Here is a 25,788-nt window from a genome sequence, read left to right on the forward strand (position 1 = left end):
TCGTCATGGCTGAATCATACTTACTGGACAAACTAAAATCCGTTGAACAAACTTTTAATGAATTAACACGTCGTCTTGGCGACCCCGATACCGCTAGCAATCCTGATGAGTATCAAGAAATTGCTAAGTCTCGTTCTTCTTTGGAAGAGGTAGTTAATACTTATGAAATTTGGAAAACAGCCCAAGAAGACTTAATCGGAGCGCGTCAGGTTTACAAAGAATCTGCAAGTGATCCAGAGTTGCAAGAAATGGCATCACTGGAAGTCAAAGAACTTGAAGAAAAAATAGAACATTTAGAGTCTCGCTTGAAAGTTTTACTGCTACCACGCGACCCCAATGATGAAAAGAATATCATGTTGGAAATTCGCGCTGGTACTGGTGGCGATGAAGCAAGTATTTGGGCTGGCGATTTGATGCAGATGTACACCCGCTATGCCCAGACTCAAGGTTGGAAAGTTTCTCTAGTGAGCGAATCTCGCGGAGAAATGGGCGGCTGGAAAGAGGTCATTCTTGAAATTAAAGGTAATGACGTTTACAGCCAGTTAAAATTTGAAGCTGGAGTGCATCGTGTGCAGCGCGTACCGGCAACTGAATCTGGGGGACGGGTTCATACTTCCACAGCTACCGTGGCAATTATGCCAGAGGTGGATGATGTGGAAATTCATATTGACCCGAAAGATATTGAAATGACTACAGCCCGTTCTGGTGGTGCTGGTGGACAAAACGTCAACAAGGTGGAAACAGCCGTTGACTTGATGCACAAACCGACGGGAATACGCATTTTCTGTACAGAAGAACGCAGCCAGTTGCAAAACAAAGAACGGGCGATGCAAATTCTGCGGGCGAAGTTGTATGACATCAAGTTAAGCGAACAACAAGCAGAAGTAACTTCCATGCGCCGATCGCAGGTTGGTACTGGATCGCGATCGGAAAAAATTCGCACCTATAATTATAAAGATAACCGCGCTACCGATCATCGGTTAGGTCAGAATTATTCTCTTACCCCTGTTTTGGATGGTGATTTAGAGACGCTTATCCAATCTTGTATATCTCTAGACCAACAGGAACGGCTGGCGGAATTAGCGACTTCTGCCGCTAACTAATACCAATTCAATCAATGATTGCAACACATCTTTGGTTGGATAAAGACGCGATGAATCGCGTCTCTACAAATGGTCATAATTTTTGTTGTTAAATATCCTGTAAAACCACTTGGTGTACTGTTGCTTTTAACACACATAGGTGGTTTTCTAATATCGCGTGGAGTGCATCTTCTATTTCACTGGAATAATGGTAATAGGCAAATTCGTACTTCATAACGTAATTTAACTTCGCCCATTCCTTTAGAGTTTGACAGGTATAAATTAGCTTTTGGGCTTCTTCTTGCCAACGTGCAAAAATCCGGTAGCTAAAAAAGCTGCTGCATATATTGCCTTTTGCATCCCAGTAGGAAATACACACTTGATGCTTCAGACGGTGGATTTTTTTGATTTGCTTAACATCATGACCTTTGGCTTTCAGAGCTTCTTTTACCTCAGCGTGTGAAAGTTGCCACTGTTCTGGTTTAATTTTATTAGTGGCTATAAGATTTCGACCCTTGCGGCGATATTGATTAGTTTTGCGTGGCTTGCCAAACATGATGCACCCTTTATATTGTCGGCATTACTACCGATAACGTGATTGAAATTTTTATGTCAATATTGCAATTTTCATTGCATGATTACAATAATCATTTTAAATTACCATTAACAATGAAGCTTGTCAATTTAAAACTTAACTTTTAGGATTTCATCACTAAACTTGTAAATACAGTTGGCTAGCTATATAAGCAGTGAACATCGAAAGCAGAGAAAAACTGATTGAAATCATCAAGCTAGCTCGTGGTTCAATGAGCCAGCGAGCGTTTGGCAAGCTTTTGGGAGTTTCTGCTACTGCTGTTCAGTTGTGGGAAAAGGGTGTGAATGTGCCAGATACGGAATATTTAGCAAAAATCGCAGCGAGAGCGGGTTACACACTCCAGGAGTTACTTAGCTGTCTGGATGGCAAGCCAATTGCAGAAACTTCCGATTTGAGTCTGATTCTGAGACAAATCCAGCACATGCCTCTGGCACAAGTGGCTCAAATTGTCCAAGCTGCGGCAGATAGATTGGCGGCTGTGGCTGAAGCATCTGGAGATGAAGCAAAAGCAAGTTGAATATTAAAATAATTCGTACCTCGGCTTCTCTACGAGACGCTACGCGAACGCTCGGCAACCTAATTCGTAATTCGTAATAAAGTTTTTTAAGGGCGATTTAGGGGACTTCCAAATAAAACAATATCCCAAAACTAACGCAAAAATTCTCTCTCTATCTTCTCCCTCTGTGTTCTCTGTGTCTCTGTGGTAGCCTGCGGCAAGCCGATGCAGCGTCTACGTTTATTTGGATAATTTATTTCTTGGAAGTCCCTAGCATAAAATTGGCTCAAACTAGCTCGTGGTTTCTTGCTATCAAGATTCAACTCTATGGACAAACCTTTTTTGTATGACCAAGATTTCTATGGCTGGACACAGCAGCAGGCTAAAGCCTTAGAGCAGAGGCTAGTTATGGAACTAGACTGGCAACACCTGCAAGAGGAAATTCAAGCTTTGGGGAGACAGGAATATCGGGAACTCGTAAGTCGTCTGAGTGTATTACTTGGTCATCTCTTGAAGTGGGAGTATCAACCCGAACAACGCTCTCGCAGTTGGTTTTTAACAATTCGAGAACAGCGCCGCGCCATTCATAGACATTTGCGACAGAACCCTAGCTTAAAGTCTCGAATAGAAGAAGCTTTGTTAGATGGCTTTGAAGCGGGAGTTGATTTGGCGCTACGAGAAACTAACTTACCATTACGAACTTTTCCAGAGCATTGCCCGTATTTATTTGATGATGCGATCGCAGACAATTTTCTATGCGATACTCGTCAAGACTGGGAAGGATAATTACTACAATTTTTCTGGATTATAAGTTTTTAGTTTAATACAGAATCGACTATTGAGCCTTGTCAGTTCGCCACACATAACCGTTCAAAGCCACTGTTAGAATTAGTTATGCTCAGAAAAATTGATAAGAATATTTGGATCGCCGAGCAACCGTTAAAGTATTTTGGATTGAGTGTCGGTACAAGAATGACAGTAATTCGTTTCAATAATGGTGAATTAGCTGTTATCTCTCCGATCCAAGTTGATGACGAAACTACTAAGCAACTCAATCAGCTTGGAAATGTTAAGTATATTATTGCCCCAAATCTTTTTCACTATCTGTTCTTATCTAACTTTAAGGCTCTCTATCCTCAAGCAAAGGTCTATGCTGTATCGGCATTAAAGGCTAAAAGACCTGAGATATCTATTGATCAAGCATTAGAGGATAATGGCGAAAATCTTTTAGGCGAACTTGAATGTTTATTATTTGAAGGGTTCAAAACCTTTCTTCCAAGTGGAGCATTACCTTTAAATGAGTATATTTTTTTTCATGCTGAAAGTCAAACTTTGGTTTTGACAGACACAGCTTTTTACTTTGATGAAAGTTTCCCAATGACAACAAAATTAGTATCCAAAATAATCGGAGGGTACAAGAAACTTAGACCATCATTGTTAGAACAGTTGGCTACTCAAGAAAAGGAGAAGGTTAAACAATCAGTTCAAAAGGTACTGCGATGGGACTTTAGAAGAGTTATTGTGGCTCATGGCAGCATTGTAGAGCATGATGCGAAGAAGCAGTTTAAAGAAGGGTACGAGTGGTTTTTAGGGGAATCTCTTTAAAAGCACGCACCACCGCAGTTTTGAGGGAGATAGTTTCAGCACAAGGTAGCCTCACATAGATTTGGTATTAGACCAAATAGAACTACTGGCAGTTAAGCAATAAATGGTTTTAAAATGGTGCAATCTTAAAATATTTAGGGGTGCAGCTATGTCGCTACGCAATGAGCCTTTAGATTGGCAGCTTGAAACGAATAATCCTTATATACCAGTTTATCATCAAGGGAATTTGGTGGGATTTTTTAAACCAGAATATGCCAGTGAAATTATTAAAGTTTTAAATGAAGAAGAAGTTTTAAAAAAAGCGCTGAAAATGGCTTGTACTGATTTAATTAAAAAAATCGGTGGCGATACCAGAAAAGTTAATTATTTAATGGAAAAATATGTAAAAACTAGTGAGCGTCCAAAGCATGGAACTAGAGCGATCGCAGTTTTACTTCAGGATAGGCAAAAAGAGCTTGATTTGAGTAACCAGGAGTTTGCTAAATTCTGCGATACCTTTAAATTATCCCCTACGGAACTGAATAATATTTATGCTGGAGAAGCATTTGATGATAGTTTGTTAGCGCCCTTATCACGTATATTAGGGATGGCAAAAGAGCAATTGCTGAAAGTGCGAGATGGTTCTGAAGAACAAAGTAACACATGAATAGCAAATCAAAATTTTCAGTTGATATAAAATTGTGAAAACAGACATCATCTTTTATCGGCTGTTTCAAGAATTCCCTGATATCTTTTTTGAACTTATTGGGAATCCTCCAGAATCAGCTAGTCTTTATCAATTTTCATCAGTTGAAATCAAACAAACAGCCTTCAGAATCGATGGTGTGTTTCTACCGACACAAGGAAGTGAGAACCCGATTTACTTTGTTGAAGTGCAATTTCAAGCTGATGGGGAAATTTATTCACGGCTAATTGCAGAAATATGTTTATACCTCCGTCAGAATCAACCGTTAAATGATTGGGGTGCTGTGGTTTTATACCCAAACAGGAATGTAGATACAGGCAATATTAAACATTACCGTGAGTTTTTCACAAGTGGGCGCGTCAGGCGCATTTATTTGGATGAATTAGGTGACGCTGCATCGCTTCCAATTGGCATTGCAACTGCTAAATTAGTAATTGCAACCGATGATATAGCGATCGCACAAGCAAAGGAGTTGATAGACAGAACCAAGTCAGAGATAAACTCACCACCAAAACAGCAGCAATTATTACAATTTATAGAAACTATTTTGGCTTACAAATTTCCCACAATGAGTAGGGAGGAGATGGAGGAAATGTTTGGCTTAAGCGAGTTAAAGCAAACCAGATTTTATCAGGAAGCCTTTCAGGAAGGTGTTGAACAAGGTAAGGTTCAAGGCATTGAACAAGGTAGGGTTCAAGGCATTGAGCAAGGTAAACTCAAAGCAGTACCAGCAATGTTAGCAGCCGGGTTGACTGTAGAACAAGTAGCACAGGCGCTAGATTTGAGTGTCGAAGAAGTCAGACAAGTAGCACAAAGTCAACCTTGAGATAGATGTGGTAAATTTTATCCGTGGCTCAAGCCAAATTTGGTTTGCGGCTTCCAAACTTGATCACGACGAATTTATAGTTAATTTTTGTTAATATTAGAGGCGGTGTTAGTACTTCGTCCTCAACCACCCACTCCCTACCTGAGAGAAACTTAATGCTGCGACTAGAACATATAAGTAAAATTTATCCCACAGGCGAAGTTCTCAAAGATATCAACTGGGAAGTTAAACCAGGCGATCGCATTGGCTTAGTCGGTGTCAACGGTGCCGGAAAATCCACCCAACTCAAAATCATCTCTGGGGAAATGGAACCCACCGCCGGCGAAATCATTCGCCCTAATAGCTTACATATAGCCTACCTCAACCAAGAGTTTGAAGTAGACCCCACCCGCACCGTTAGAGAAGAATTTTGGACTGTCTTCCAAGAAGCCAACGAAGTACAGTTATCTCTGGCGCATATACCACAAGAGATGGAAACGGCTAGCCCAGAGGAACTGGATCGGCTGATAGATAAGTTGGATCGGTTGCAACGTAAATTTGAAGCCTTGGATGGCTACAACTTAGATGCACGCATCGGGAAAATTTTACCAGAGATGGGGTTTGGGCTAGAAGATGGCGATCGCCTCGTCAGTGCCTTCAGTGGTGGTTGGCAAATGCGGATGAGTTTAGGTAAAATTTTGCTGCAAAAACCCGACTTGTTGCTGCTGGATGAACCGACTAATCACCTAGATTTAGAAACCATAGAGTGGTTGGAAAATTACCTCCGAGGGCTGATTACGCCGATGGTAATAGTCTCCCATGACCGTGAGTTCCTTGACCGCCTCTGCAACCAAATTGTGGAAACGGAACGTGGCGTTTCTAGTACCTATCTTGGTAACTACTCGGCATATTTAGAACAAAAAGCCGAAAGTCAATCAGCACAACTTAGCGCTTACGAACGTCAGCAAAAAGAATTAGAGAAACAGCAAACCTTTGTTGATAGATTTCGCGCCAGTGCTACCCGCAGTACCCAGGCAAAAAGCCGGGAAAAGCAACTCGACAAAATCGAGCGCATTGAAGCACCTATTGCTGGGGTAAGAACTCTACACTTCCGTTTTCCCCCCGCACCCCGCAGTGGACGCGAGGTAGTGGAAATTAAAGATTTAACTCATCTTTATGGTGAGAAAATCCTGTTTTTATCTGCAAATCTCCTAATTGAAAGAGGCGATCGCATTGCTTTTCTTGGCCCCAACGGTGCTGGGAAATCTACCCTTCTGCGCGTCATCATGGGTATGGAACCACCCACAGAAGGTATTGTTCAATTAGGGGATCACAACGTTATTCCTGGTTACTTTGAGCAAAATCAAGCTGAAGCTTTGGACTTGAAGAAAACTGTCATGGAAACCATTCATGATGAAGTTCCAGACTGGGATAATCAAGAAGTTCGCACGCTTTTGGGACGCTTCTTATTTACTGGTGATACTGTATTTAAGGCAGTTGGGGCATTAAGTGGAGGAGAAAAAGCTCGTCTGGCGTTGGCAAAAATGCTCTTACGTCCCGCGAACTTACTAATTTTAGATGAGCCGACAAACCACCTAGATATTCCAGCGAAGGAAATGCTGGAAGAAGCTCTCAAAAATTATGACGGTACGGCAATTGTAGTTTCCCACGATCGCTACTTTATTTCTCAAGTAGCTAATAAAATCGTCGAAATCCGTGATGGTGAATTCCGCGTTTACTTAGGAGACTATCATTACTATCTCCAGAAAATTGCCGAAGAAAAAGAACAAGCAAAGTTAGCTGCGATCGCTGCTGAAAAAGCTGCTAAAAAAGCTGCAAAAGCTTCCAGTAAAAAGAAATAAGAGATTGAATACGGGCTTAGTAGTAGTGCTAAAATGCTACTACTAAGTAATTACTTGTTATTAGCGATCAACAACATTACAGAAAAATTGTTAAATTTTAAAAAATAATTCAAAAAACTGTTAAGTCTTTCATAAAAGAAATTAATAAGCAAAAATTCACTTGCAGCGTGGATTAGCACTGGTATCATTCGCTTATCAGAAAGCAAGAAAGCTTTTTGAGCAATTTTTACTTAAGTATTGCTTACTAATGTATTGTGCTAATACAAACACAGCAATTCTAAAGCTAAGTAATGTTATACTTTAAAAGTAGCAATTGCTACTCATAAACTAATCAATAATTTAAAAATTATAGAATACACAAGATTCAACAAGCTTAAGAAAAATTTAAGAAAACTCTAAAGTAATTAATAAAAGAATTTAATAAGCATATCTCTCCTTGCGGCGTGGATTAGCAATGGTATCATTCGGGTATTACAAAAAGTAAAGGGCAATTTTACTATGACCAAAGCACCTGTTGCTCCTGTGGTGCTAGTCATTTTAGACGGATGGGGCTACTGCGAGGAAAAGCGAGGAAACGCTATTAATGCTGCTAAAACTCCCATTGTGGACAGTTTATGGACAGCTTACCCGCATACCCTCATCCGCACATCAGGAAAAGCCGTAGGGTTGCCAGAAGGTCAAATGGGCAACTCGGAAGTAGGTCACTTGAACATTGGTGCTGGGCGAGTTGTACCGCAAGAACTGGTACGCATCTCTGATGCGGTCGAAGACGGTTCTATTGCCTTAAACCCAGCACTCGTCAAAATTTGCCAGGAAGTTCGCTCTCGGAATGGCAAGCTGCATTTAGTAGGCCTTTGTTCTGAGGGAGGGGTACATTCGCATATTACCCATCTATTCGGGCTACTTGACTTAGCCAAAGACCAGCGAATTCCAGAAGTTTGTATTCACGCCATCACCGATGGTCGTGACACCGCCCCAACTGACGGTGTAAGAGCAATCACAATGCTGCAAGATTATATAGACCGTACAGGCATTGGGCGCATAGTCACCCTCAGCGGTCGCTACTACGCGATGGATCGCGATCATCGCTGGGATCGGGTCAAACGCGCCTACGACGTAATGACCCAAGATGGTACAGGTGATAATCGCACGGCTGTGGAAATCTTGCAAGAATCTTACGCCGAAGGGGTAAAAGATGAATTTATCAACCCCATCCGAATTGCACCCGGCGCAATAGAACCAGGGGATGGGGTGATATTTTTCAACTTCCGCCCCGATCGCTCCAGACAACTGACTCAAGCTTTGGTCAGTCCCACATTTAACGGTTTTGAAAGACAGCAAATCACACCACTGTCTTTTGTCACGTTTACGCAGTATGATTCAGACTTACCCGTGGCTGTAGCCTTTGAGCCTCAGAATCTCAGTAACATTCTGGGAGAAGTCATAGCCAATCACAGTCTGAATCAGTTCCGCACCGCCGAAACAGAAAAATATGCCCACGTTACCTATTTCTTTAATGGGGGCCTGGAGGAAGCTTTTGTTGGAGAAGATCGGGAACTGGTAAGCAGCCCGATGGTAGCGACTTACGATCACGCCCCAGCGATGTCAGCAGCAGCAGTTACAGATGTTGCGATCGCTGCGATTCAAAAGGGTATATATTCCCTAGTTGTGATTAACTATGCCAACCCAGACATGGTAGGGCATACTGGTCAAATTGAAGCTACCATTACAGCAGTTGAGACAGTTGATCGCTGTTTGGGACGCTTGTTAGAAAGCGTTATCAAAGCCGGCGGTACAACAATTATTACTGCCGATCATGGCAACGCTGAGTATATGCTAGATGATGGGGGTAATCCCTGGACAGCCCATACTACTAACCCAGTCCCCTTTATATTGGTAGAAGGCGAGAAAGTCAAAATCCCTGGATATGGTACAAATGTCGAACTGCGAACCGATGGCAAGCTATCCGACATCGCTCCCACGATTCTAGAGATTTTACAGCTGCCTCAGCCACCAGAAATGACCGGGCGATCGCTGCTAAAAACAGCAGAATATGAGTTGCAACGCACTCGCACCCCCGTACAAGTGGGACTGTAAAACAGTTAATAGTAAGGAGTTAAGAGTTAATAGTAAAGAGTGATGAATTCAAACTTTCCTAACTCCTAACTCCTGTACAGACGCGATTAATCGCGTCTCTACTCCTAACTCCCAACTCCTGTTTTTTGAAAGTTTTTATAAATGAGATTCCTACCATGACAGTTAGTAATATTGTGCAAGGCATTTGGGCGTTTTCCGCCACTGGTTTGATTATCTTAGTTTTACTGCATAGCCCTAAAGGTGATGGTATTGGAGCTATTGGAGGACAAGCCCAGTTATTTAGTAGCACCAAAAGTGCAGAAAACACATTAAACCGAATTACTTGGGCATTGACAGTAATTTTTCTCGGTTTAACAGTCGTTTTAAGTGCTGGTTGGCTGCCTAAATAAGGATAGGTAAATGGGGAAAAAAACCCAACACCCGATACTTAACACCATAATAAATTTAATTTCACGACGGTTAATTACAGCTCTTGCCTTGTTTATTGGCACAGGGCTGTCAATGGTTTTTACTAATCTCCCGCCAAGTAATGGGTTGACAATAAAACCAAAATCTGCATATTCAGATTTAATAATCTCTCTCCCCACCTCATCTTCCCCAAAACCCCATCCCCTACCGCCCACACTTGCACAGTGGCAAGATAGCACAAACAGTGGTGACTACTTTTCCCAAGTCACAACAACCCAAGTAGGTTACTTAGTTTGGTCGCAATTTCCGATTCGAGTTTACGTAGAATCACCAATATCAATCACTAAAAAACAAGCTCAAGCATGGATTAACGCTGTATTACAAGGTGTACAGGAGTGGAGTAATTATTTACCTTTAACAATAGTCGAACAGCCGGAAATTGCTGATATTACGATTGTGCGAAAAGCGCCACCTCTACAAATTTCCCCTAGTAGTAATATAACCCGTGCGCGATCGGCACAAACTACTTACGAGTTATACACCAACAACAAAGTTTTATCCCACCGCTTCACCATCTTGTTAAGCCCTAGTCAAACAGGTGAGTATCTCATAGCAGCTAGCCGCCACGAATTTGGCCATGCACTGGGAATTTGGGGTCATAGTCCGCTACAAACTGATGCGCTATACTTTTCTCAAGTTCGTAACCCGCCCCCTATTTCTTCTAGAGATGTAAATACTCTAAAGCGGGTTTATGAACAGCCAACCAATTTAGGATGGCCTTTAGGGGATAATTCAAAAATTAATTGATCGATAGGTAGACTATAAGCTCGTCACTACGGTAAGCTGTTGCGCCTTTAATTTGCACTAATATTTTTTCAACATGGTTGTGGGGTGGGCATCTTGCCCGCCCTGATTGTGCAAGTTGTATACATAACAGCTTAAAAATGCTACTAATAGCGAAATAATGACAAATGCGTACCAACTTGTACTTGATACTAATGTACTGCTTACTGGTTTACGATCTAACCGTCGTGCATCTTACAAACTGTAACAATTCTGAATAATAGACGTTGGCAGTTAAATGTCTCTACCACCTTAGTCTTCGAGTATGAAGAAATTCTCAAACGAGAAAAAGAGCAGCTTGGATTGATCGATGAAGATATTGACAACGTTATTGAAACTCTTTGTAGAATCGCTAATAGATGTAGCATTTTCTATTTATGGCGGCCAGTAGCACGCGATCCTGATGATGATTTTCTCATCGATTTAGCTGTTAAATGCCAAGCCGACTTTATCATTACTTACAATCAAAAAGATTTACAAGCAGCCCAAAAATTCGGAGTGAGGGTAGTTTCACCCAAAGAATTCTTGCAAATAGTAGGAGAAATCCCATGACTAACTTAAATGTACAGCTACCCGAATCTTTATATAAACAAATTGAAGCTTTAGCAGCCAGAGAAAATATTTCTATTGAACAACTTGCAACCATTGCCTTATCTGCACAAGTTTCCGCATGGATGACCAAAGACTATTTGGAAGAAAAAGCCAAAAGCGGTAGTTGGGAAAAATTTCAGCAAGTTTTGAATAAAGTGCCTAACGTAGAACCAGAAGAATACGACAAATTGTAGTGACTTAATTTTTTGGTCAGGACTTACGCAAAATCATGAAAAAACGAACCACAGAGGGCGCAGAGGACACGGAGAAATAAGAGTTTCAGAGAGTTCTTGCGTAAGTCCTATTGGTGTTGCTGAGTTAAAATATGAATATGTTTAGCGCAAAGAATAAAAACTTAAGATTAAGGCAACCAATTTTTATCTAAAATTTGCTCTAAGGTATAAGGACATAATTCGGGTAAATTGGTTAAATTTGTTTTAGCCTTAACATAATCTAAGGCATTGCTATAAATTATGCTGAAATTATCCTCTAAATGTTTGCGTAAATTGGCACTTAAATCTTCATTTATTTGATTACGAAAACTAATAATTTCTCCTGACCAATGATTAGCATTTCTTGGCTTTTCTAAATCCCAATATTGATAAAGTAATAAATGCCTAATAATTTGTTCCAACAAACTTCTTACTCGCCTTTTTTCATTTTTAGCCAAATATTCCAATTCTTCTATTAAATTTTCATAGTCAATGTCTGCTAATTGTCGATTTTTGAGAGATTTAATAGTCTCTTCTAACCATTGCAGGTAATTGGATTCATATAATGTTTTTATATCGATGATTGCAGTCATTTGTTGATTTGTAGCTTTAATTTACTGTTAAGTAAGTAGGCGACAATAAATCAAAGTAGATTAAGTAATGTAAAAAATCTTGAGATAAGTTCATAGTGAACGCGAGTGCGTCTCGTAGAGAGCGGCTCCAGCCCTCAAATTAGGACTAAAGTCCTTACTACAAACCTTGAATTATTCACGCCGCTCTACTTATTTATTATTTCATGTTAACTAATTTATTAATTTTTGCCGATAATTATTTACATTTTATGGCATTGCTTTGGGTGAGATGATGCACTACTATTAGTTTCCCAGCTTTTTAAAGCTTAGGCGAGAAGTATCTTAGCGGTAGAGGTCGTTGTGCTAAAACTTCTTTATAAAGTTCTTCCAGTAGAGTAATATTTTTACTAAGGGTATAGCGGTCTAATACACGCACTCTAGCTTTTTGCCCCAGTAAAGTTGTTAACTCAGGATGGTCTTGCAACACTGGCAAGAGCGTTCTCAATTGCGATCGCGCTGTTTTAGTATTAATAACTATACCTGCACCTTTTTCTAATACTTCTCCATCTGCACCCACGTCTGTTGCTAAACAAGCCAACCCACATGACATTCCTTCTAACAGAGATAGGGACAAACCCTCTACCAATGAAGGCAAAACAAATACATCTGCGCCCCGCAAAATTTCGATCCGTCGGTCTTCATCAGCGACAAATCCCAACCAGATAATGCCGTATTCTGAACCATAAAATTGCTCTAAAGACGACTTCAAAGGCCCATCGCCAACAATTAGCAACTTAGTACCAGGCCCCATTGCCGACTGCTTCCAAGCACGGAGGAGGGCTTCGACGTTTTTCTCTGGGGCTATACGACCCTGATAGACAAACAAACGTTCGGCTTTAAATTCTGCTTTGACTTGAGAAAATCCTGGAGAATACTTGACGGGATCAACACCGTTAGGAATTACAGCAATATTCTCTTCCCTCACGCCCATCCCTGCTAATAATTCTCGCTGAATTTGGGAAAATACAATCACGCGATCGTAGTTAACTAAAAAAGGTGCATAGAGCTGATAAGCCAAAAGCTGTGTTCCCGATACCAGCTTTGCCCCCTTTCCAGCAAACGGCGTGTGAAAAGTGGCAACTAGGGGCAACCTCAGTTCCTCACAGATTTCCGGTAGAAAAAAGTCTAAAGGAGATAACGTCAAGGAAGCATGGACTACATCTGGCTTGATTTCTCGCAACGAATCAGTTAAAACTTTGGTCGCTTTAAAAGTGGGAATTGTATAAACCTGGGACTTGTAAATGAAAGGTAGGGAAACCTCTCGAAGATTTGGCCAGTTGTCAGGTTCAGACTCTTCTTGGGCGAAGTGAAGAAAGCTAACTTGATGTTCCTTGTCTAGCAAGGCATTTGTAATTTCTCGACTGTAGGTGACATTGCCGCAAAAGGGTGATTTTTTTCCAATCCAGGCTATACGCATTCTTTATTTAGCTGTGAGAAAAGCGGGTTTGATCTATTACTTATGTGTCCTTGGTGATTTTTATTTTATCTAGCTATACTTGCTGGTTTTTATTTATTACAGATTTCCAAAAGTATCTAGTTTAAAAAGCCTATTTTAAGCTGATTAAACCAGTGGATTTATGGCTTTATTTATTCTACTTATAAGTTGTTAATTTATGATATTCAAACAACTTATTTTGACTAATGTCAGATTGATATCCCGCAAGTATGTGATAAATTTTCACTGACCATAGTTTACCATGAACAGAAAATCTTTAAGTAAATATTAATTACTTTTAAGTAATTAATAATAGCTCCTGTTACCTGATAACTACTTGTGTGAGTTATACCAGGTTAATATGCCTCCTGAAAAGACGATCGCAGCTAATCCCAAAAAAACTGCCTGTAATCCTACAAAGGTTTCTGCTACACCTGCTAATGCCAAAGGTAAGGAGAGAGCAATATTAATTACATTGTTTTGTAAACCAAAAACTTTACCACGCATTTCTGGAGGTGTTTCTGTTTGAATCGCTGTTTGCATGGGAATTCCCACTAGTGCCCCAAAGATACCTAATAGTGCCACTAGTAACAAGACTAGCCAAAGTTGAGTGGTAAATACTGACAGACCAATGAGCGATGCTGCCATGCCCATACAACCACACAGACTTAGCTGGGTGTAGGAGAAGCGTTGACCAAATTGACCGAGAAGTGTTGCTCCCGCAGCGATGCCAACACCACCTGCTGCTAGCAAAAAGCCAAACTGGGAGGCTTTCATGTTGGGAATAATTTCCGCCATGCGAACGGCTAGAACAGTTAATGCTGCAAAAACAGAAAACAGGATAATTAGCTGAAGCAAAGCATTGCGGACGCGATGATTTGCTTTGAGGTAGGCAAAACCATCTCGCAAATCAGAGAATACGTGAGGGAATTCTGTATCGGGGTGGTAGTGTTTTTCCTTAGTTGCTAGGAGGAATAAAATTATTCCCGCGATCGCATAACTACCACCTACTAAAAATTCTTTGCCCAAACTACCACTACCACCAATTTGCAGCCAAAGTCCATCGGCGATCGCTAACAATGGTTCCCCGACAGCAAACCCAACAATCACCGATGCCATCATCGTTGTCGTATAAAGCGAATTTGCCGAAAGTAAATCCTGTTCTTCTACTATTAAGGGAATTGCCGCCTGTTCTGCCGGTGCAAAAAACTGCGTCAGCGTAGAAACTAAAAAAGTCACACCCAGAATGATCAAAAAACCAACTGGCAAGACTCCTATGGGTTTCCAGTCATGAGTCAACCACATCAGAAAGGGAATTGACAAAACCAGGATGCCGCGCCAAATATTCGTTGCCACCAGCACAGCCTTTTTCGACCAGCGATCGACAAACACGCCAGCAACGGAACCAAACAATACGGCTGGAATGGTAAAAGCCATCATTAATACTGACACCCAACCACTAATACTTTGATTACTACCCTGAAACTGAGTATTAATCAAAGCAATCATCAGCACCAAATAAACTTTATCTGCTAGTTGGGAGAAAACTTGACCGCCCCAAAGAGCTAGAAAATTAGGGTTTTTTAATACAGGCAAAAACCCCTGCTGTTTAAGATTTCCTGAAACAGCTTCTCCACCAGAACCAGATCCATTTAATGTTGATGGTTCTTTTTCTGGGATAGTAGCTACTGGCAAATGCCCATTGCTACTTCCTTGGGCAGTGGTTAATTTTTCCTCAGATTGTGTTTCTGATTCACTTGAAACATCCGTTTTTGGTGGTATCTGGGCTGTGCAATTTTGCTCGTTATGAGAAACGTCTTTTGGGGACATTTCTTGGCCATTTATTTGACTAGGTGTACACTTTGAAACAGCACTCAAGTGATTCCTGACTGTAGGATCTGATACCCTATTCTGTTTTTTGGCAAGGCTTGGTGACAAAGGCAGGATTTTTTTATCCAAATCAGACGGTTGCATCATGGTTGGCAGCAAAATAAGAGTCGATCAAGGTAGCAGAGCGAATAGGGCGACCTAATTGATACTGAGCATACTGGCGCAAAATCTGTTCAACAGATAACCAGTCATAATCTCTAGCACCATCAATTTGCATTATCTCTGGTTGTGACAGATGTTGAAGTAAAGCCAGTTCCATAGCACCCGGACGACTAGAAATCACAGGTATTTCTTGCCGATGCACAACAACTGTTTGGGAGCCAGGTTTTGGAGGTAATGGGATAATGGGGTGATTGGGTAATGGAGAAAAAGATGAATTTCTTTGTATTTCCCTCTCCCTCTCACCCTCTCTTCGCAAACGTTCCCAAGCTTCTAAACAAACCGTTCCACCCGCAGGGATACTAAATCCTACCTGCCAGTTTGGGTCTGTAAAGTTTGGCTTGAGCAGGTTTCCAGATAGGCAGCAGACTTGCACTTGTGGCGTTACTCCTGCTAATGCTAAAAGGTGAAACACCCCATGAGCCAGATGAGCCAAAACCCCAGATGGATTTGCACTAGATAACGCCTCCAACCGATGGAGATGTTCATTGAACAACTCATAAAGTTCTTCTTGGGGTTGTTCGCTCAAAGCTTGACACAAGACTATTTCTGCTAAATACTGACTGGCAGCCAATTTTCCCAAATCTTTAGCTAAACCAGGATAAGTTTTTAACGTCTGTGCTTGGGTAATTTTATCAAGCGATCGCCCTTTCGCAATCAATAGTTCATTCACAACAAACATACCACTCCTGCCGCCCAGGCTGGAGTTGTGCTTGCGTGCCCCTGGAGCCACTGCTCGAATCAGACCGAATTCTGGTGTCAAAATCGTCACTATTTTATCCGATTCTCCTAGCACTTGGGTTTTAAGATTAATTCCCGTTGCCTTGTAGGTTCTACTCATTAGTTATTTAGTCATTAGTCATTGGTTATTGGTCAGTAGAGACGCGATTAATCGCGTCTGTTCAAGGGTCATTAGCTTCGGACAAATGACAAAGGACAAATGACAAATGACAAATGACTATTCACCCTTTCCCAGGTTATCGCGCTGGCGGATCAAATCGATACCGCGAGATGTGCCTAATCTAGTAGCACCCGCTACGATTAAGTCTAGAGCTTGATTGATAGTGCGGATACCACCTGAGGCTTTAATTCCTACTTTTTCTTTGGCAAATTCCTGCAAAAGTCGTACATCTGCCACTGTTGCACCACCATTCCAACCTGTACTAGTTTTTAAGAATGCCGCTCCCGCTTCCATAGCTATTTCAGCAGCTATTTTTTTTTCCGCATCTGTCAACAGGTTGGTTTCCAAAATGACCTTGACAGTTTGCCCAGTCTCTTCACAAATTTCGGCAATTTCCCGGTGGACTTCTTCAGTTTTACCCGCTTTCAACCAGCCCAAGTTCATTACCACATCCAACTCAGTAGCCCCATTATCCGCCGCTTCTTGAGCCTCATACAGTTTCACTGCTGAAGTCGTCGCACCAGAAGGAAAGCCAATCACAGTACAGACTTTCGGGTTTTTGCCGTGGAGGAGTTCGACTGCTTGTTTGACATAGGCGGGAAATAGGCAAACCGCCGCAAAATTGAATCTGTATGCTTCTTCACACCACTGCTCAACCTGCTCAGGAGTAGCAGTTGGCGTTAAGAGGGAGTGATCGATAAATGGCGCAATATCAATGTTTGGATAGTCTGCTGCCATCGTGTCTTCTGCCAGTGATTGATTATTAAACTTTATAAAAAATTAAACCATTTCTTATATATATATTAAACCATATTTATTACGAGTTTATTCTGAAAAGAAGCTGCTAACTTTTCTAGGATGTCAACTTTGTAGATGTTGCGGAATTATTGTAAGTGTTTAAGTTGACATTAGGCAATAGTAGGCTTATAAATATCAACAGCATTTTTCACACCAGTTCCTAAGAAGTCTAAAATAGTTTTAGCTAACGCCTTCGATGCCAAATATGGTACACCATTACCAATAGTCTTAAACATATTCGTGAGCGACATATTCTCTGTAAGCACAAAATTTGCAGGCAAAGATTGTATGGCTAAAGCTTCCGCCACAGATATTCGCCGGATTTTATAGGGATGTAAATGTACTTCATTATTTCCATAGCAAGCTGTCGGAGAGTAACGCCATCTATGCAGACGCTTAAAAGACTTTTTAGAATCATCTCCTTCATCAATAGCAGCAAATTTTGTGATCCCTGCCCTTGGTTGAAAACAGTTTTCAGCATTGGGATGCTTCAGGACATTATTTTTTCTAAACCAGTATTCAACTGTTAATTCTTGAGGGATGCCGTCAGGACAAGGGATGATGGAATTTTCTTGGAATGGTTCGCACTGCCGCCAAGGATAAGCAAAAACCTTTGTTTGAGGATATAAAATATGATTGTCCCAAGGAAAAATTTCCTCAGTTAGGAACTTTTCACTACCGTTTATTATTCCTATATCCTTGATAAAACTATTTCGGAAACCAATGAGAATAATTCTTTCTCTATCTTGGGGTACACCATATTCGATAGCATTAATTAATCGCTCTGTTAATATATAGCCTGCTTCCAGTAATTGTTGCTTGAGCGATTCAAAAAATAAACGGTGCTTTTTTGTTCTCCACAATCCCTTAACGTTCTCAAATAAAAAGAAATCTGGAAGATTGCGGCAAATTAATTCAACGTAAGAAGCGGAAAGCTTGCCATTATATCCTAAACGTCCTCTATTTTTCCCACCAATAGAAAAATCAGGGCAGGGAGGCCCGCCAATGAAGCCCACAATATTATTAGATTTACGGCAGTCTTGTACTAACTCCCGGAGGTGTTGTGTTTGTAAGCCTTCGAGAAGTTGGGTTACATCTCCTACTTGTCCATCATGATACCCGTATTTTGGTAACGGTAGATTGAGAACCTGCCGTGAATAGCGGTATGCAGTCATGAATGGGGGAAAAATTTCATTGACGTAAACAACCTTAAAACCACTGGTTTCAAAACCTAAATCTAAAAAACCTGAACCAGCAAAAAAGGAAAAGATACAAGGGCGATCGCTCATTCAATAACTACTGCCGTGAAACAGTCTTAATTAATATCTTAAGATATAGGGTTTATACTTACGTACCAATAAAAAATGAACAATTTTAAGATTGCTTAAATAGTAAAAAAATTCACACTTACTCTAAGTGTTTAATATCAAAATTTACTCAATCTTTAAGGAAAATACCTGACAGAAAAAGAGTCTGAAGTCACAATTAATAAATATAGGAGTTTGAAAACTCCAAATCATGTTTAAGACGAATATTTGTCATTAAATAAAAAACCGGGGTACTTCGGACTAATTTTTATGCGAATTTTAATTTACTCCTACAATTACTATCCAGAGCCAATTGGTATTGCCCCATTGATGACTGAATTAGCAGAGGGACTAGTAAAGCGTGGGCATCAAGTGCGCGTAGTCACCGCTATGCCCAACTACCCTGAGCGTCAAATTTACCAAGAATATCGGGGCAAGTGGTATCTAAACGAATATAAAAATGGCGTTCAAATTCAACGCAGTTACGTTTGGATTCGTCCCCAACCCAACCTATTAGATCGAGTCTTACTAGATGCTAGTTTCGTTGTCACTAGTTTTGTGCCCGCCCTCATTGGTTGGCGTCCAGATGTTATTCTCTCAACATCGCCATCCTTGCCAAGCTGTGTACCAGTTGCTCTTTTAGGATGGTTACGTGCTTGCCCTGTGATCTTAAATCTACAAGATATATTACCAGAAGCAGCCGTTCATGTCGGTCTACTGAAAAATAAATTGCTTATAAAGTTATTTACAGAGTTAGAAAAATTTGCTTACCACACTTCCAGTAAAATTAGCGTCATCGCCGATGGGTTTGTGGAAAATTTGCGATCTAAGGGCGTAGAATCTGACAAAATTGTGCAAATTCCCAACTGGGTTGATGTCAATTTTATCCGCCCTTTGCCTAAAGAAAATAACCCCTTCCGCGCCACACATAACCTGAATGGCAAATTTGTAGTACTTTATTCTGGCAACATTGCCCTAACCCAAGGCTTAGAAAGCGTTGTCAAAGCTGCTTCTGTGTTACGCCATATCCCAGATATTGTTTTTGTCATCGTTGGAGAGGCAAAAGGGTTACAGCGATTGCAACAGGAATGTCTAGACTGCGGCGCAGATAATGTTTTGCTACTGCCATTTCAACCCCGGAAATCTTTGCCACAAATGTTAGCAGCTGCTGATGTTGGTTTAGTGGTGCAAAAGAAAAATGTTGTATCCTTCAATATGCCGTCAAAAATTCAAGTGCTACTTGCCAGTGGACGAGCTTTGGTTGCTTCTGTTCCCGATAATGGTACGGCAGCAAAAGCTATCAGACAAAGTGGCGGCGGAGTTATCGTGCCTCCAGAAGATCCCCAAACTTTAGCTATGGCAATTTTAGATTTGTATCAAAACCCCGAAAAAGTCAAAACTTTAGGTTATAAAAGTCGCAAATATGCCGTTGAAAACTATGCTTTTGAACAAGCTTTAAATCAGTATGAGTCGTTGTGTTACTCATTGACGGCAGAACGTGGGGCAATTCAGTCCACAAGAGTCACTAAACAAGAAGTTTAATCTACAGCAGTGAGGTTAAATTACACAAAGTGCTAAACTCAAAATCCCAACGGTTCTGCTCCAGTTGCTCTAGCTGTTGCAGCGTGATTTTCGTACCCTGTTGACGGTGGGCTGTACTTAGTAAGTAAATGTTGTCCGAACAGTACCAACATAAATGCTACCATTACTATCATTATGTTCTGGACTTGTAATCACAAACAGTCCCGGAGTTATTGCCAGATTATCCGTGACTTGTAAATGGTAAAAGGCTTCCAGATGTAAAGACGTATCCTGATCTTTGAAGTCATCACCGAAACTATTATGAGTCACTTTGGGAGGTTGACCCACTGTAAATCCCGCAAAGCTGCCTTTTCGTCCGATATCTCTGAGAGCTAGTAGCACTGCCCATGTGAAAATGGACGCATTTGGATTTGCTGGTAAATCTTCTGCTTTTGCATGAATAAAACCAACTCTACCACCGAGAGTAATAACTGGACTAAGTTGCCAAGCAGCTTCTGCACCAAATGAATTAGCAACGATCGCATCTGCCTGATCATTAAATGGATCGCTGGTTAATTCGCTTCCAGTTCCCGTCTTCAAGTTATTATGAGAGTGAATATAGGTAAAACTGAGTTCTGTTGTTTTAGTGGGTTCGAGGGTTAATTGAGCGATCGCTCCGTAAGGGCTAGCAAAAATCCCCTTCTCTGAATTAGCTGCATTGCTGCTGATATATCCTAATGACAAATTCAAAACTTTATTCAAATTATGAGAAATACCGATACCTGCGCCACTACCTTGGCGGCGAATGGGATTTTCTCGTCCAAATGTAGAAATCGATCCGTCTCCACTACCGCTAAAAAGAGGATTGACACTAGGAACAAAGTCGCCTAATCCTCCTCCCAACCCGTACAAAGTCATGCGGGTTTCTTTACCTAGCGGAAATCTGTACTCTAGCTCATCTACTTCCACCTCATTGTCATCGTCACCATCAAATCCCAAATTTGTCATTTGAGTTCCAGTTACATCTTCTAATGCTGGTGTGTTCCTTGCTTGTAAGCGCACTTCTAATTTATCTTTTCCAGTAAAACTACTTACGAAGCTCAGACGGACGCGATCGCTCAATACTAAATTTTCATTTATTGGTTTACTGCTGTTGGCTCTCTTTTCACCAGCGAATCCAGTCACAGCAAAGATGACTTCCGCCTCAAGCTCAACATGGGGGGAAAACTGTTGCGTTTCTAATGCAGCGATGTTGGTTTCTAATGAAGTAACTTGTTTTTCAAGGGGTTTTAATTCTGCCGATAATTCAGAAACTGATGTGATTTTACTTAATGCATGATTATCAGTATTATATTCACTGAAGTTATTAGGTTTGTCGGGAATGGATGTTGCAATAGCTGGAGTTATGCTACTCAAATTGCATGAGAGAATTAAACTAATTAAGCGAAATTTTCGCCAATAACTTGAAGCTAACAATGCTTTCTCCTGAAAATTAGCACGTAGAATATAGGAATTTGAATATCAAGACGAACCGCAGAGGCGCAGAGAACGCAGAGAGAATAAGGAGAGATTTTTAGGAATGATTTAGGATTGTTATAGAATGTTGTTTATGCAGAAACTAAGAGTTGAAATCATAATGTATTTCTAATATAGCAATCCTAAATGAGTCGTGAAAAATATAGATAAAGAAACGAACCGCCAAGAACGCCAAGGACGCAAAGGGAAGAAAGAAGAAAGAGAGATATAATTTTCACAAATGATTTAGGACTGCTATATGTAAACGTTGTTCACATAAATTTAATAATGCTTCTGTAAAAGGACGACGTTCTAAGAATTGTGTGCTGATGTGAATATGTCGCACTAGTGTTAAGGTGACGTAGGATTGAATTGCAGTATTGAATTTGTCGCTTGTAAGTTGGAGAAATCTTTCAGTTAGGGCAGTTTCCCAATCGCTTAATGCTTCTGAATTGCCCAGGATGCGAAGGCTGTATTCTTTAATATGACCAATGAAGTTACCGATATCAATGGCCGGATTACCTTCACAATATAAATCAAGGTCGATAAGATACAAACGAGAACCATTAATAATCACTTGATCGGGATAAAAATCTCGATGGATACCACAGTTTTTTAGTTCTGGAGTATTTTCTCCTAAATGATTAGATGCTGCTAATATTTGTTCTAAGCGTTTTTTCAATTCTGGATATTGTTGTATCACTAATGGAATTCTTTCATTCAAGATTCGCAGTTCGTCTGACATGGTATGAGAACGGCGAGGAGGAATGTTAGTTTGGTGAAGTTTATGGGCAACTTCAGCAATTAGTTTTGCTAGGAAAATGGTGTTGGTTTGAGTTAAGAATTGAGTAGCGATCGCTCCTTGAACTTTTCGCTGCAACCACATCTGCCATTCGGGAATTATTCCTACAGGTTGCGGTACTGAAATTCCATCAGCACTATCATCTGCAAATCCTTTTTGCCACAAGGATTTTTGTAATTCATAACTATTAAAGTCTGTTCCTTTAGCTCGGATTTTGCCAATTAGGGTAATGGTTTGCCCGTGATTATTGAGCAATTCATATTCAATCAAACAACGCCGCCCTGGTTTGTGGCGAATGACTTCGATTTTTTGCAGTTGAGCATTTTGAAAAATTGGCAAGTACTGAGTGAATCGTTGTTGTACTTCCAATGGATCAAAAGCGGCTGACAAAAATGGCATTTTGAGATCAGTTACACTGTTGAAGCGATCGCTAACGAAAACAGTCATATTTATTGGGTGTAAATCTAAAAATTTTTATTCTCTCTGGACAATATGCAGCGCCATAATTGGGTTATGTCATCAAAGGATTTGACTTTTCCTCAGTTCGGATTGCGGTTTGCATTTGATACAATGCCGCATAGCGACCATTCTGTTGCATTAATTCCTGATGAGTGCCTTGTTCTAGCACCTGCCCATTTTCAATGTAAAGAATTATATCTGCACGAGTTGCAAGATACAGATCGTGAGTAATTAAGAAGGTGGTGCGGTTTTGCGAGAGCCGTTGTAGAGCATCAACGATCGCTTTCTCGTTGCCTTGATCTAGCCCAGTTGTGGGTTCATCTAAAATCAAAATTGGAGCTTGACGAATAGCAGCGCGGGCGATCGCAATTCGTTGGCGTTGTCCACCTGAAAGGGTTGCGCCTCGTTCTCCCACAAGTGTGTTGTATCCTTGGGGTAAAGCTTGGATGAAATCATCAGCATTAGCTAGACGAGTGGCTGCTTCAATTTCTGCATCCGACACGCCGGCAATACCGTAGGCAATGTTTTCTCGAATGGTAGCGGCAAATAAGAGGCTGTCTTGCAAAACTACACTAATTTGTGGGCGTAATGATTCCAGTGTGTACTCGCGGATATCTCGCCCATCAATCATGACTTTACCCATTGTCGGGTCATAAAGTCGTAATAATAGACTTACTAAGGTAGATTTACCACCGCCGGATGTACCAACGATCGCTACTTGTTGCCCTGGTTGAATGGTTAAATTGATATCTTCCAGCAGAACTTGTCCTGGTTCATAGGCGAAGTGAACATGATCAAAACAAACCTCACCTCGGAAAATTGGAGCCGGTATCGCATCCGGCAAATCTCGGACATCAGGTTGCTGTGATAATATATCTAAAATTCGCTCACCAGAAGCAGCAGCTTTAGCAAGTCTTCCGGTGTACTTAGCAAAGTTCTGAACAGGCTTAAAGGCATTTTTGAGATAGGTGAGAAACACCAGCACATCACCCGGTGTCAGAGCATTTTGCAATGCCAGCCAGGAGCCGTACCATAGAACAAGTGCTGTTCCTAGTGCAATTACAGCATCAACGGTTCGTTCGAGATGAGCCGCAAGACGTTGGGTTTTGACGCTTTCCTTCAGGCTACGCTGATTTTGTTGAGAAAAAACTCGCGCAAAGGCATCTTGTAGGGAGAGGGCTTTGACTAATTTAATCGCAGCAATTGACTCAGCCGCCGTCGCCGCCACAGCCCCTTCTTGTTTGCGTTGCTTTAATGAAGACTCTCGAATTCGCTGACTCAGCCGATTTGTGACTAATGCAAACAACGGTAAAGTGAGCAGTGCAAGTAGGGTGAGGCTGCGATTTATCCAAAGCATCACGCTAATCATGCCAAACAGCGTCAGAATGCTCACCACCAATGGTAATGCTGCCGTGATCATAATTTCTTGCAGACGGCTAGCATCGCTACTCACACGAATAATTAAATCGCCGCTACGAGCTTTGGTATGGTAAGACAAAGACAAATCTTGAAGATGACAATACAGATGATTACGCACCTCAGTCATGACTCGGCTACCTACTGTTGCTAGTCCGACAGTACTCCAATAGGCGGCAAGTGCGCGTAACCCTGTAATCACAAGGACTGTAACTGCTGAAACTGTCAGTAATGTAACTGGCTCTAAGCGATTAATGAATGGAATATTGGTAGGTTGATCGCCTCGAATTAAAACGTAATCAAAGACAAACTTTAGGGGCCACGGTTCCAGCACCCGTAGTCCGACATCCGCAACCAAAGCGATCGCAGAAATCAAAAGTAGTCCATACTGTTTTTGAATGTAAGGCCAGAAATAACGTAGTACTCCCCATAAACCGGGAATAGCTTTTTTCTGTGGCTTTGAACGTCCCATTTATCCTCTTACCTCTACTTGGAATTGAGGTGGAGTATTTAATCCAGCTATATGCAAAATCCGTTGCGCGATCGCCTCCCAAGTATGATGTTCTATAACCGTTTTCCGCGCCGCTTGTCCCAAAGAATGGCGCAAATGAGGCGATCGCCACAATTTTTCTAATGCCTCTGCTAAGGCGATCGCATCACCTGGTGGGCAAAGAATCCCATTCACCCCTGTGTCAATTAGCTCAAGTAATTGCCCAATACCACTAACAACTACTGGCAAACCAGCCGCCATATATTCATAAACTTTCAACGGTGAGAAGTAAAAATCGGATTCAGCCGCATAAGGCGCAACAGCAACATCCATTGCTGCTAATAATTTCGGAATTTCATCAGGATTCACCGCTCCGGTGAATTTAGTATGAGAGTGTAATCCTCGTGCCAATAATTCGGCTTCGAGATTTTCCCGTTCCGGGCCATCGCCAACAATCAAAAGTTTGGCATTGGGAACTTGTTGATGCAGTTGAGCAAAAGCTGCTGTGAGAATTGGCAATCCATGCCACGGTTTTAATGTGCCGACAAATCCCACTGTAAAGGTTTCTGTTTCCGTTGAAAATGCACGATTAAAAGCAGAGAAGCGATCAGGATTTACACCATTTGGAATAACATGAATTTTGCTACTTTTGACATAATTCATTAAATAATTTTTCACTTCAGATGAAACAGCAATAAGTGCAGTAGCCGCTTGAAAAACCCGATTGGCAACCTGTTGGGCGCTGTGGTAATTAATCAAGCCGCGATGTTTTGCCTGTTCTGCAATCAGAGGTGAATTGACTTCTAATAATCCGGGAATTCCCATTGCTTGAGCAAATTCCATTGCGCCATAACTCCAAAGCGAGTAACGCTCATAAATTAAGTCAAATGGGCCAAACCTCTGCAAATCCAAACGCAAATCAGGATTAATCGATAAGGCAACTTGCTCTCGCACAGCGCGTTCCAGTTTTGGGATGGCTGGAAGGTGATGAACTGAAATATTAGTTAAATCTGCGGGTGGCTTTCCACCAATACGAGTAGCAAACAATTCAACTTGGATATTTTGCCGTTGCAATGCTCGAATTACTTCTTGGACATGAATAGAGCATCCTTTTTGCCCAAATACAGGAATTCCTGGATCGGCACAAACATAAGCAATTCGCACGCTTTACACCTCCTGAAC

24 protein-coding genes are annotated in these 25,788 nt (G+C 41.2%); 13 read left to right on the forward strand and 11 right to left on the reverse strand.

Features of this window, described 5'->3' with window-relative positions:
- Positions 1 to 5: 5 nt before the first annotated feature.
- Positions 6 to 1,103, forward strand: coding sequence for a peptide chain release factor 1 (gene prfA / locus D1367_RS17910; RefSeq protein WP_118167592.1), 1,098 nt, complete (start codon positions 6 to 8; stop codon positions 1,101 to 1,103).
- A gap of 88 nt (positions 1,104 to 1,191) precedes the next feature.
- On the opposite strand, the gene D1367_RS17915 is transcribed toward prfA, so the two are convergent.
- Positions 1,192 to 1,638, reverse strand: a complete 447-nt coding sequence (locus D1367_RS17915; protein ID WP_118167593.1) for a hypothetical protein — start codon at positions 1,636 to 1,638, stop codon at positions 1,192 to 1,194.
- 193 nt (positions 1,639 to 1,831) lie between these two features.
- On the opposite strand from D1367_RS17915, the gene D1367_RS17920 reads away from it, so the two are divergent.
- The 11 genes from D1367_RS17920 to D1367_RS17970 all read left to right on the forward strand — a co-directional run bounded on the left by D1367_RS17920 (position 1,832) and on the right by D1367_RS17970 (position 11,263).
- Positions 1,832 to 2,194, forward strand: a complete 363-nt coding sequence (locus tag D1367_RS17920; RefSeq protein ID WP_118167594.1) for a helix-turn-helix domain-containing protein — start codon at positions 1,832 to 1,834, stop codon at positions 2,192 to 2,194.
- A 306-nt stretch (positions 2,195 to 2,500) separates the two neighbouring features.
- Positions 2,501 to 2,959, forward strand: a complete 459-nt coding sequence (locus tag D1367_RS17925; protein WP_099101141.1) for a DUF29 domain-containing protein — start codon at positions 2,501 to 2,503, stop codon at positions 2,957 to 2,959.
- A gap of 108 nt (positions 2,960 to 3,067) precedes the next feature.
- A complete protein-coding gene (locus D1367_RS17930; protein ID WP_118167595.1) occupies positions 3,068 to 3,778 on the forward strand; it encodes a DUF4336 domain-containing protein in 711 nt (236 codons plus the stop codon).
- Between the two features lie 148 nt (positions 3,779 to 3,926).
- The gene (locus D1367_RS17935; RefSeq protein WP_118171569.1) at positions 3,927 to 4,424 is read left to right on the forward strand and encodes a hypothetical protein; all 498 of its coding nucleotides are present in this window, start codon (positions 3,927 to 3,929) and stop codon (positions 4,422 to 4,424) included.
- A 34-nt stretch (positions 4,425 to 4,458) separates the two neighbouring features.
- A complete protein-coding gene (locus D1367_RS17940) occupies positions 4,459 to 5,289 on the forward strand; it encodes an Rpn family recombination-promoting nuclease/putative transposase (RefSeq protein ID WP_118167596.1) in 831 nt (276 codons plus the stop codon).
- Between the two features lie 155 nt (positions 5,290 to 5,444).
- Complete coding sequence (locus tag D1367_RS17945; RefSeq protein WP_118167597.1) at positions 5,445 to 7,130, forward strand: ABC-F family ATP-binding cassette domain-containing protein; 1,686 nt, start codon at positions 5,445 to 5,447, stop codon at positions 7,128 to 7,130.
- Between the two features lie 498 nt (positions 7,131 to 7,628).
- Positions 7,629 to 9,227, forward strand: coding sequence for a 2,3-bisphosphoglycerate-independent phosphoglycerate mutase (gpmI, locus tag D1367_RS17950; RefSeq protein WP_118167598.1), 1,599 nt, complete (start codon positions 7,629 to 7,631; stop codon positions 9,225 to 9,227).
- Between the two features lie 155 nt (positions 9,228 to 9,382).
- Complete coding sequence (gene secG / locus D1367_RS17955) at positions 9,383 to 9,616, forward strand: preprotein translocase subunit SecG (protein ID WP_118167599.1); 234 nt, start codon at positions 9,383 to 9,385, stop codon at positions 9,614 to 9,616.
- Between the two features lie 10 nt (positions 9,617 to 9,626).
- On the forward strand, positions 9,627 to 10,442 hold the full coding sequence (locus D1367_RS17960; protein ID WP_118167600.1) for a peptidase: 816 nt from the start codon (positions 9,627 to 9,629) through the stop codon (positions 10,440 to 10,442).
- A gap of 249 nt (positions 10,443 to 10,691) precedes the next feature.
- Positions 10,692 to 11,030, forward strand: a complete 339-nt coding sequence (locus D1367_RS17965) for a PIN domain-containing protein (RefSeq protein WP_244945023.1) — start codon at positions 10,692 to 10,694, stop codon at positions 11,028 to 11,030.
- Positions 11,027 to 11,263: a hypothetical protein gene (locus D1367_RS17970; protein WP_118167601.1), complete on the forward strand. Its 237-nt coding sequence runs from the start codon at positions 11,027 to 11,029 to the stop codon at positions 11,261 to 11,263. The genes D1367_RS17965 and D1367_RS17970 overlap by 4 nt, the downstream gene beginning before the upstream one ends.
- Before the next feature lie 167 nt (positions 11,264 to 11,430).
- On the opposite strand, the gene D1367_RS17975 is transcribed toward D1367_RS17970, so the two are convergent.
- From D1367_RS17975 to D1367_RS18000, 6 genes are all read right to left on the reverse strand, one after another.
- The gene (locus tag D1367_RS17975; RefSeq protein ID WP_118167602.1) at positions 11,431 to 11,874 is read right to left on the reverse strand and encodes a DUF29 domain-containing protein; all 444 of its coding nucleotides are present in this window, start codon (positions 11,872 to 11,874) and stop codon (positions 11,431 to 11,433) included.
- 298 nt (positions 11,875 to 12,172) lie between these two features.
- Complete coding sequence (locus D1367_RS17980) at positions 12,173 to 13,330, reverse strand: glycosyltransferase family 4 protein (protein ID WP_118167603.1); 1,158 nt, start codon at positions 13,328 to 13,330, stop codon at positions 12,173 to 12,175.
- Between the two features lie 351 nt (positions 13,331 to 13,681).
- On the reverse strand, positions 13,682 to 15,322 hold the full coding sequence (locus tag D1367_RS17985) for an MFS transporter (RefSeq protein WP_118167604.1): 1,641 nt from the start codon (positions 15,320 to 15,322) through the stop codon (positions 13,682 to 13,684).
- Positions 15,309 to 16,238: a DNA repair protein RecO gene (gene recO, locus D1367_RS17990; RefSeq protein WP_118167605.1), complete on the reverse strand. Its 930-nt coding sequence runs from the start codon at positions 16,236 to 16,238 to the stop codon at positions 15,309 to 15,311. The genes D1367_RS17985 and recO overlap by 14 nt, the downstream gene beginning before the upstream one ends.
- 117 nt (positions 16,239 to 16,355) lie before the next feature.
- Entirely contained in the window at positions 16,356 to 17,036 is a 681-nt protein-coding gene (deoC, locus tag D1367_RS17995; RefSeq protein WP_118167606.1) for a deoxyribose-phosphate aldolase, read from the reverse strand.
- A 170-nt stretch (positions 17,037 to 17,206) separates the two neighbouring features.
- Positions 17,207 to 18,385, reverse strand: coding sequence for a DNA cytosine methyltransferase (locus tag D1367_RS18000; RefSeq protein WP_118167607.1), 1,179 nt, complete (start codon positions 18,383 to 18,385; stop codon positions 17,207 to 17,209).
- A 288-nt stretch (positions 18,386 to 18,673) separates the two neighbouring features.
- Between D1367_RS18000 and D1367_RS18005 the strand changes: the two genes are divergently transcribed.
- On the forward strand, positions 18,674 to 19,945 hold the full coding sequence (locus D1367_RS18005; protein WP_118167608.1) for a glycosyltransferase family 4 protein: 1,272 nt from the start codon (positions 18,674 to 18,676) through the stop codon (positions 19,943 to 19,945).
- A gap of 117 nt (positions 19,946 to 20,062) precedes the next feature.
- On the opposite strand, the gene D1367_RS18010 is transcribed toward D1367_RS18005, so the two are convergent.
- The 4 genes from D1367_RS18010 to D1367_RS18025 all read right to left on the reverse strand — a co-directional run bounded on the left by D1367_RS18010 (position 20,063) and on the right by D1367_RS18025 (position 25,770).
- Positions 20,063 to 21,400, reverse strand: a complete 1,338-nt coding sequence (locus D1367_RS18010; RefSeq protein ID WP_118167609.1) for an iron uptake porin — start codon at positions 21,398 to 21,400, stop codon at positions 20,063 to 20,065.
- A 274-nt stretch (positions 21,401 to 21,674) separates the two neighbouring features.
- Positions 21,675 to 22,688 (reverse strand): phosphotransferase, encoded by a 1,014-nt coding sequence (locus D1367_RS18015; RefSeq protein ID WP_118167610.1) that lies wholly within the window; start codon positions 22,686 to 22,688, stop codon positions 21,675 to 21,677.
- Positions 22,689 to 22,752: 64 nt separating this feature from the next.
- Positions 22,753 to 24,588 carry an ABC transporter ATP-binding protein gene (locus D1367_RS18020; protein WP_118167611.1) on the reverse strand — a complete coding sequence of 612 codons (1,836 nt, stop codon included), beginning with the start codon at positions 24,586 to 24,588 and terminating at the stop codon, positions 22,753 to 22,755.
- Complete coding sequence (locus D1367_RS18025) at positions 24,589 to 25,770, reverse strand: glycosyltransferase family 4 protein (RefSeq protein WP_118167612.1); 1,182 nt, start codon at positions 25,768 to 25,770, stop codon at positions 24,589 to 24,591.
- Positions 25,771 to 25,788 lie beyond the last annotated feature (18 nt).

The organism is Nostoc sphaeroides (assembly GCF_003443655.1).
In the GTDB taxonomy this organism is placed as follows: Bacteria; Cyanobacteriota; Cyanobacteriia; order Cyanobacteriales; family Nostocaceae; genus Nostoc; species Nostoc sphaeroides.

Coding starts and splice junctions, on each gene's coding strand:
- prfA (WP_118167592.1), top strand. CDS start 6: ATGGCTGAATCATACTTACTGGACAAACTAAAATCCGTTGAACAAACT.
- D1367_RS17915 (WP_118167593.1), bottom strand. CDS start 1,638: ATGTTTGGCAAGCCACGCAAAACTAATCAATATCGCCGCAAGGGTCGA.
- D1367_RS17925 (WP_099101141.1), top strand. CDS start 2,501: ATGGACAAACCTTTTTTGTATGACCAAGATTTCTATGGCTGGACACAG.
- D1367_RS17930 (WP_118167595.1), top strand. CDS start 3,068: ATGCTCAGAAAAATTGATAAGAATATTTGGATCGCCGAGCAACCGTTA.
- D1367_RS17935 (WP_118171569.1), top strand. CDS start 3,927: ATGTCGCTACGCAATGAGCCTTTAGATTGGCAGCTTGAAACGAATAAT.
- D1367_RS17945 (WP_118167597.1), top strand. CDS start 5,445: ATGCTGCGACTAGAACATATAAGTAAAATTTATCCCACAGGCGAAGTT.
- gpmI (WP_118167598.1), top strand. CDS start 7,629: ATGACCAAAGCACCTGTTGCTCCTGTGGTGCTAGTCATTTTAGACGGA.
- secG (WP_118167599.1), top strand. CDS start 9,383: ATGACAGTTAGTAATATTGTGCAAGGCATTTGGGCGTTTTCCGCCACT.
- D1367_RS17960 (WP_118167600.1), top strand. CDS start 9,627: ATGGGGAAAAAAACCCAACACCCGATACTTAACACCATAATAAATTTA.
- D1367_RS17970 (WP_118167601.1), top strand. CDS start 11,027: ATGACTAACTTAAATGTACAGCTACCCGAATCTTTATATAAACAAATT.
- D1367_RS17975 (WP_118167602.1), bottom strand. CDS start 11,874: ATGACTGCAATCATCGATATAAAAACATTATATGAATCCAATTACCTG.
- D1367_RS17980 (WP_118167603.1), bottom strand. CDS start 13,330: ATGCGTATAGCCTGGATTGGAAAAAAATCACCCTTTTGCGGCAATGTC.
- D1367_RS17985 (WP_118167604.1), bottom strand. CDS start 15,322: ATGCAACCGTCTGATTTGGATAAAAAAATCCTGCCTTTGTCACCAAGC.
- recO (WP_118167605.1), bottom strand. CDS start 16,238: ATGAGTAGAACCTACAAGGCAACGGGAATTAATCTTAAAACCCAAGTG.
- deoC (WP_118167606.1), bottom strand. CDS start 17,036: ATGGCAGCAGACTATCCAAACATTGATATTGCGCCATTTATCGATCAC.
- D1367_RS18000 (WP_118167607.1), bottom strand. CDS start 18,385: ATGAGCGATCGCCCTTGTATCTTTTCCTTTTTTGCTGGTTCAGGTTTT.
- D1367_RS18005 (WP_118167608.1), top strand. CDS start 18,674: ATGCGAATTTTAATTTACTCCTACAATTACTATCCAGAGCCAATTGGT.
- D1367_RS18015 (WP_118167610.1), bottom strand. CDS start 22,688: ATGACTGTTTTCGTTAGCGATCGCTTCAACAGTGTAACTGATCTCAAA.
- D1367_RS18020 (WP_118167611.1), bottom strand. CDS start 24,588: ATGGGACGTTCAAAGCCACAGAAAAAAGCTATTCCCGGTTTATGGGGA.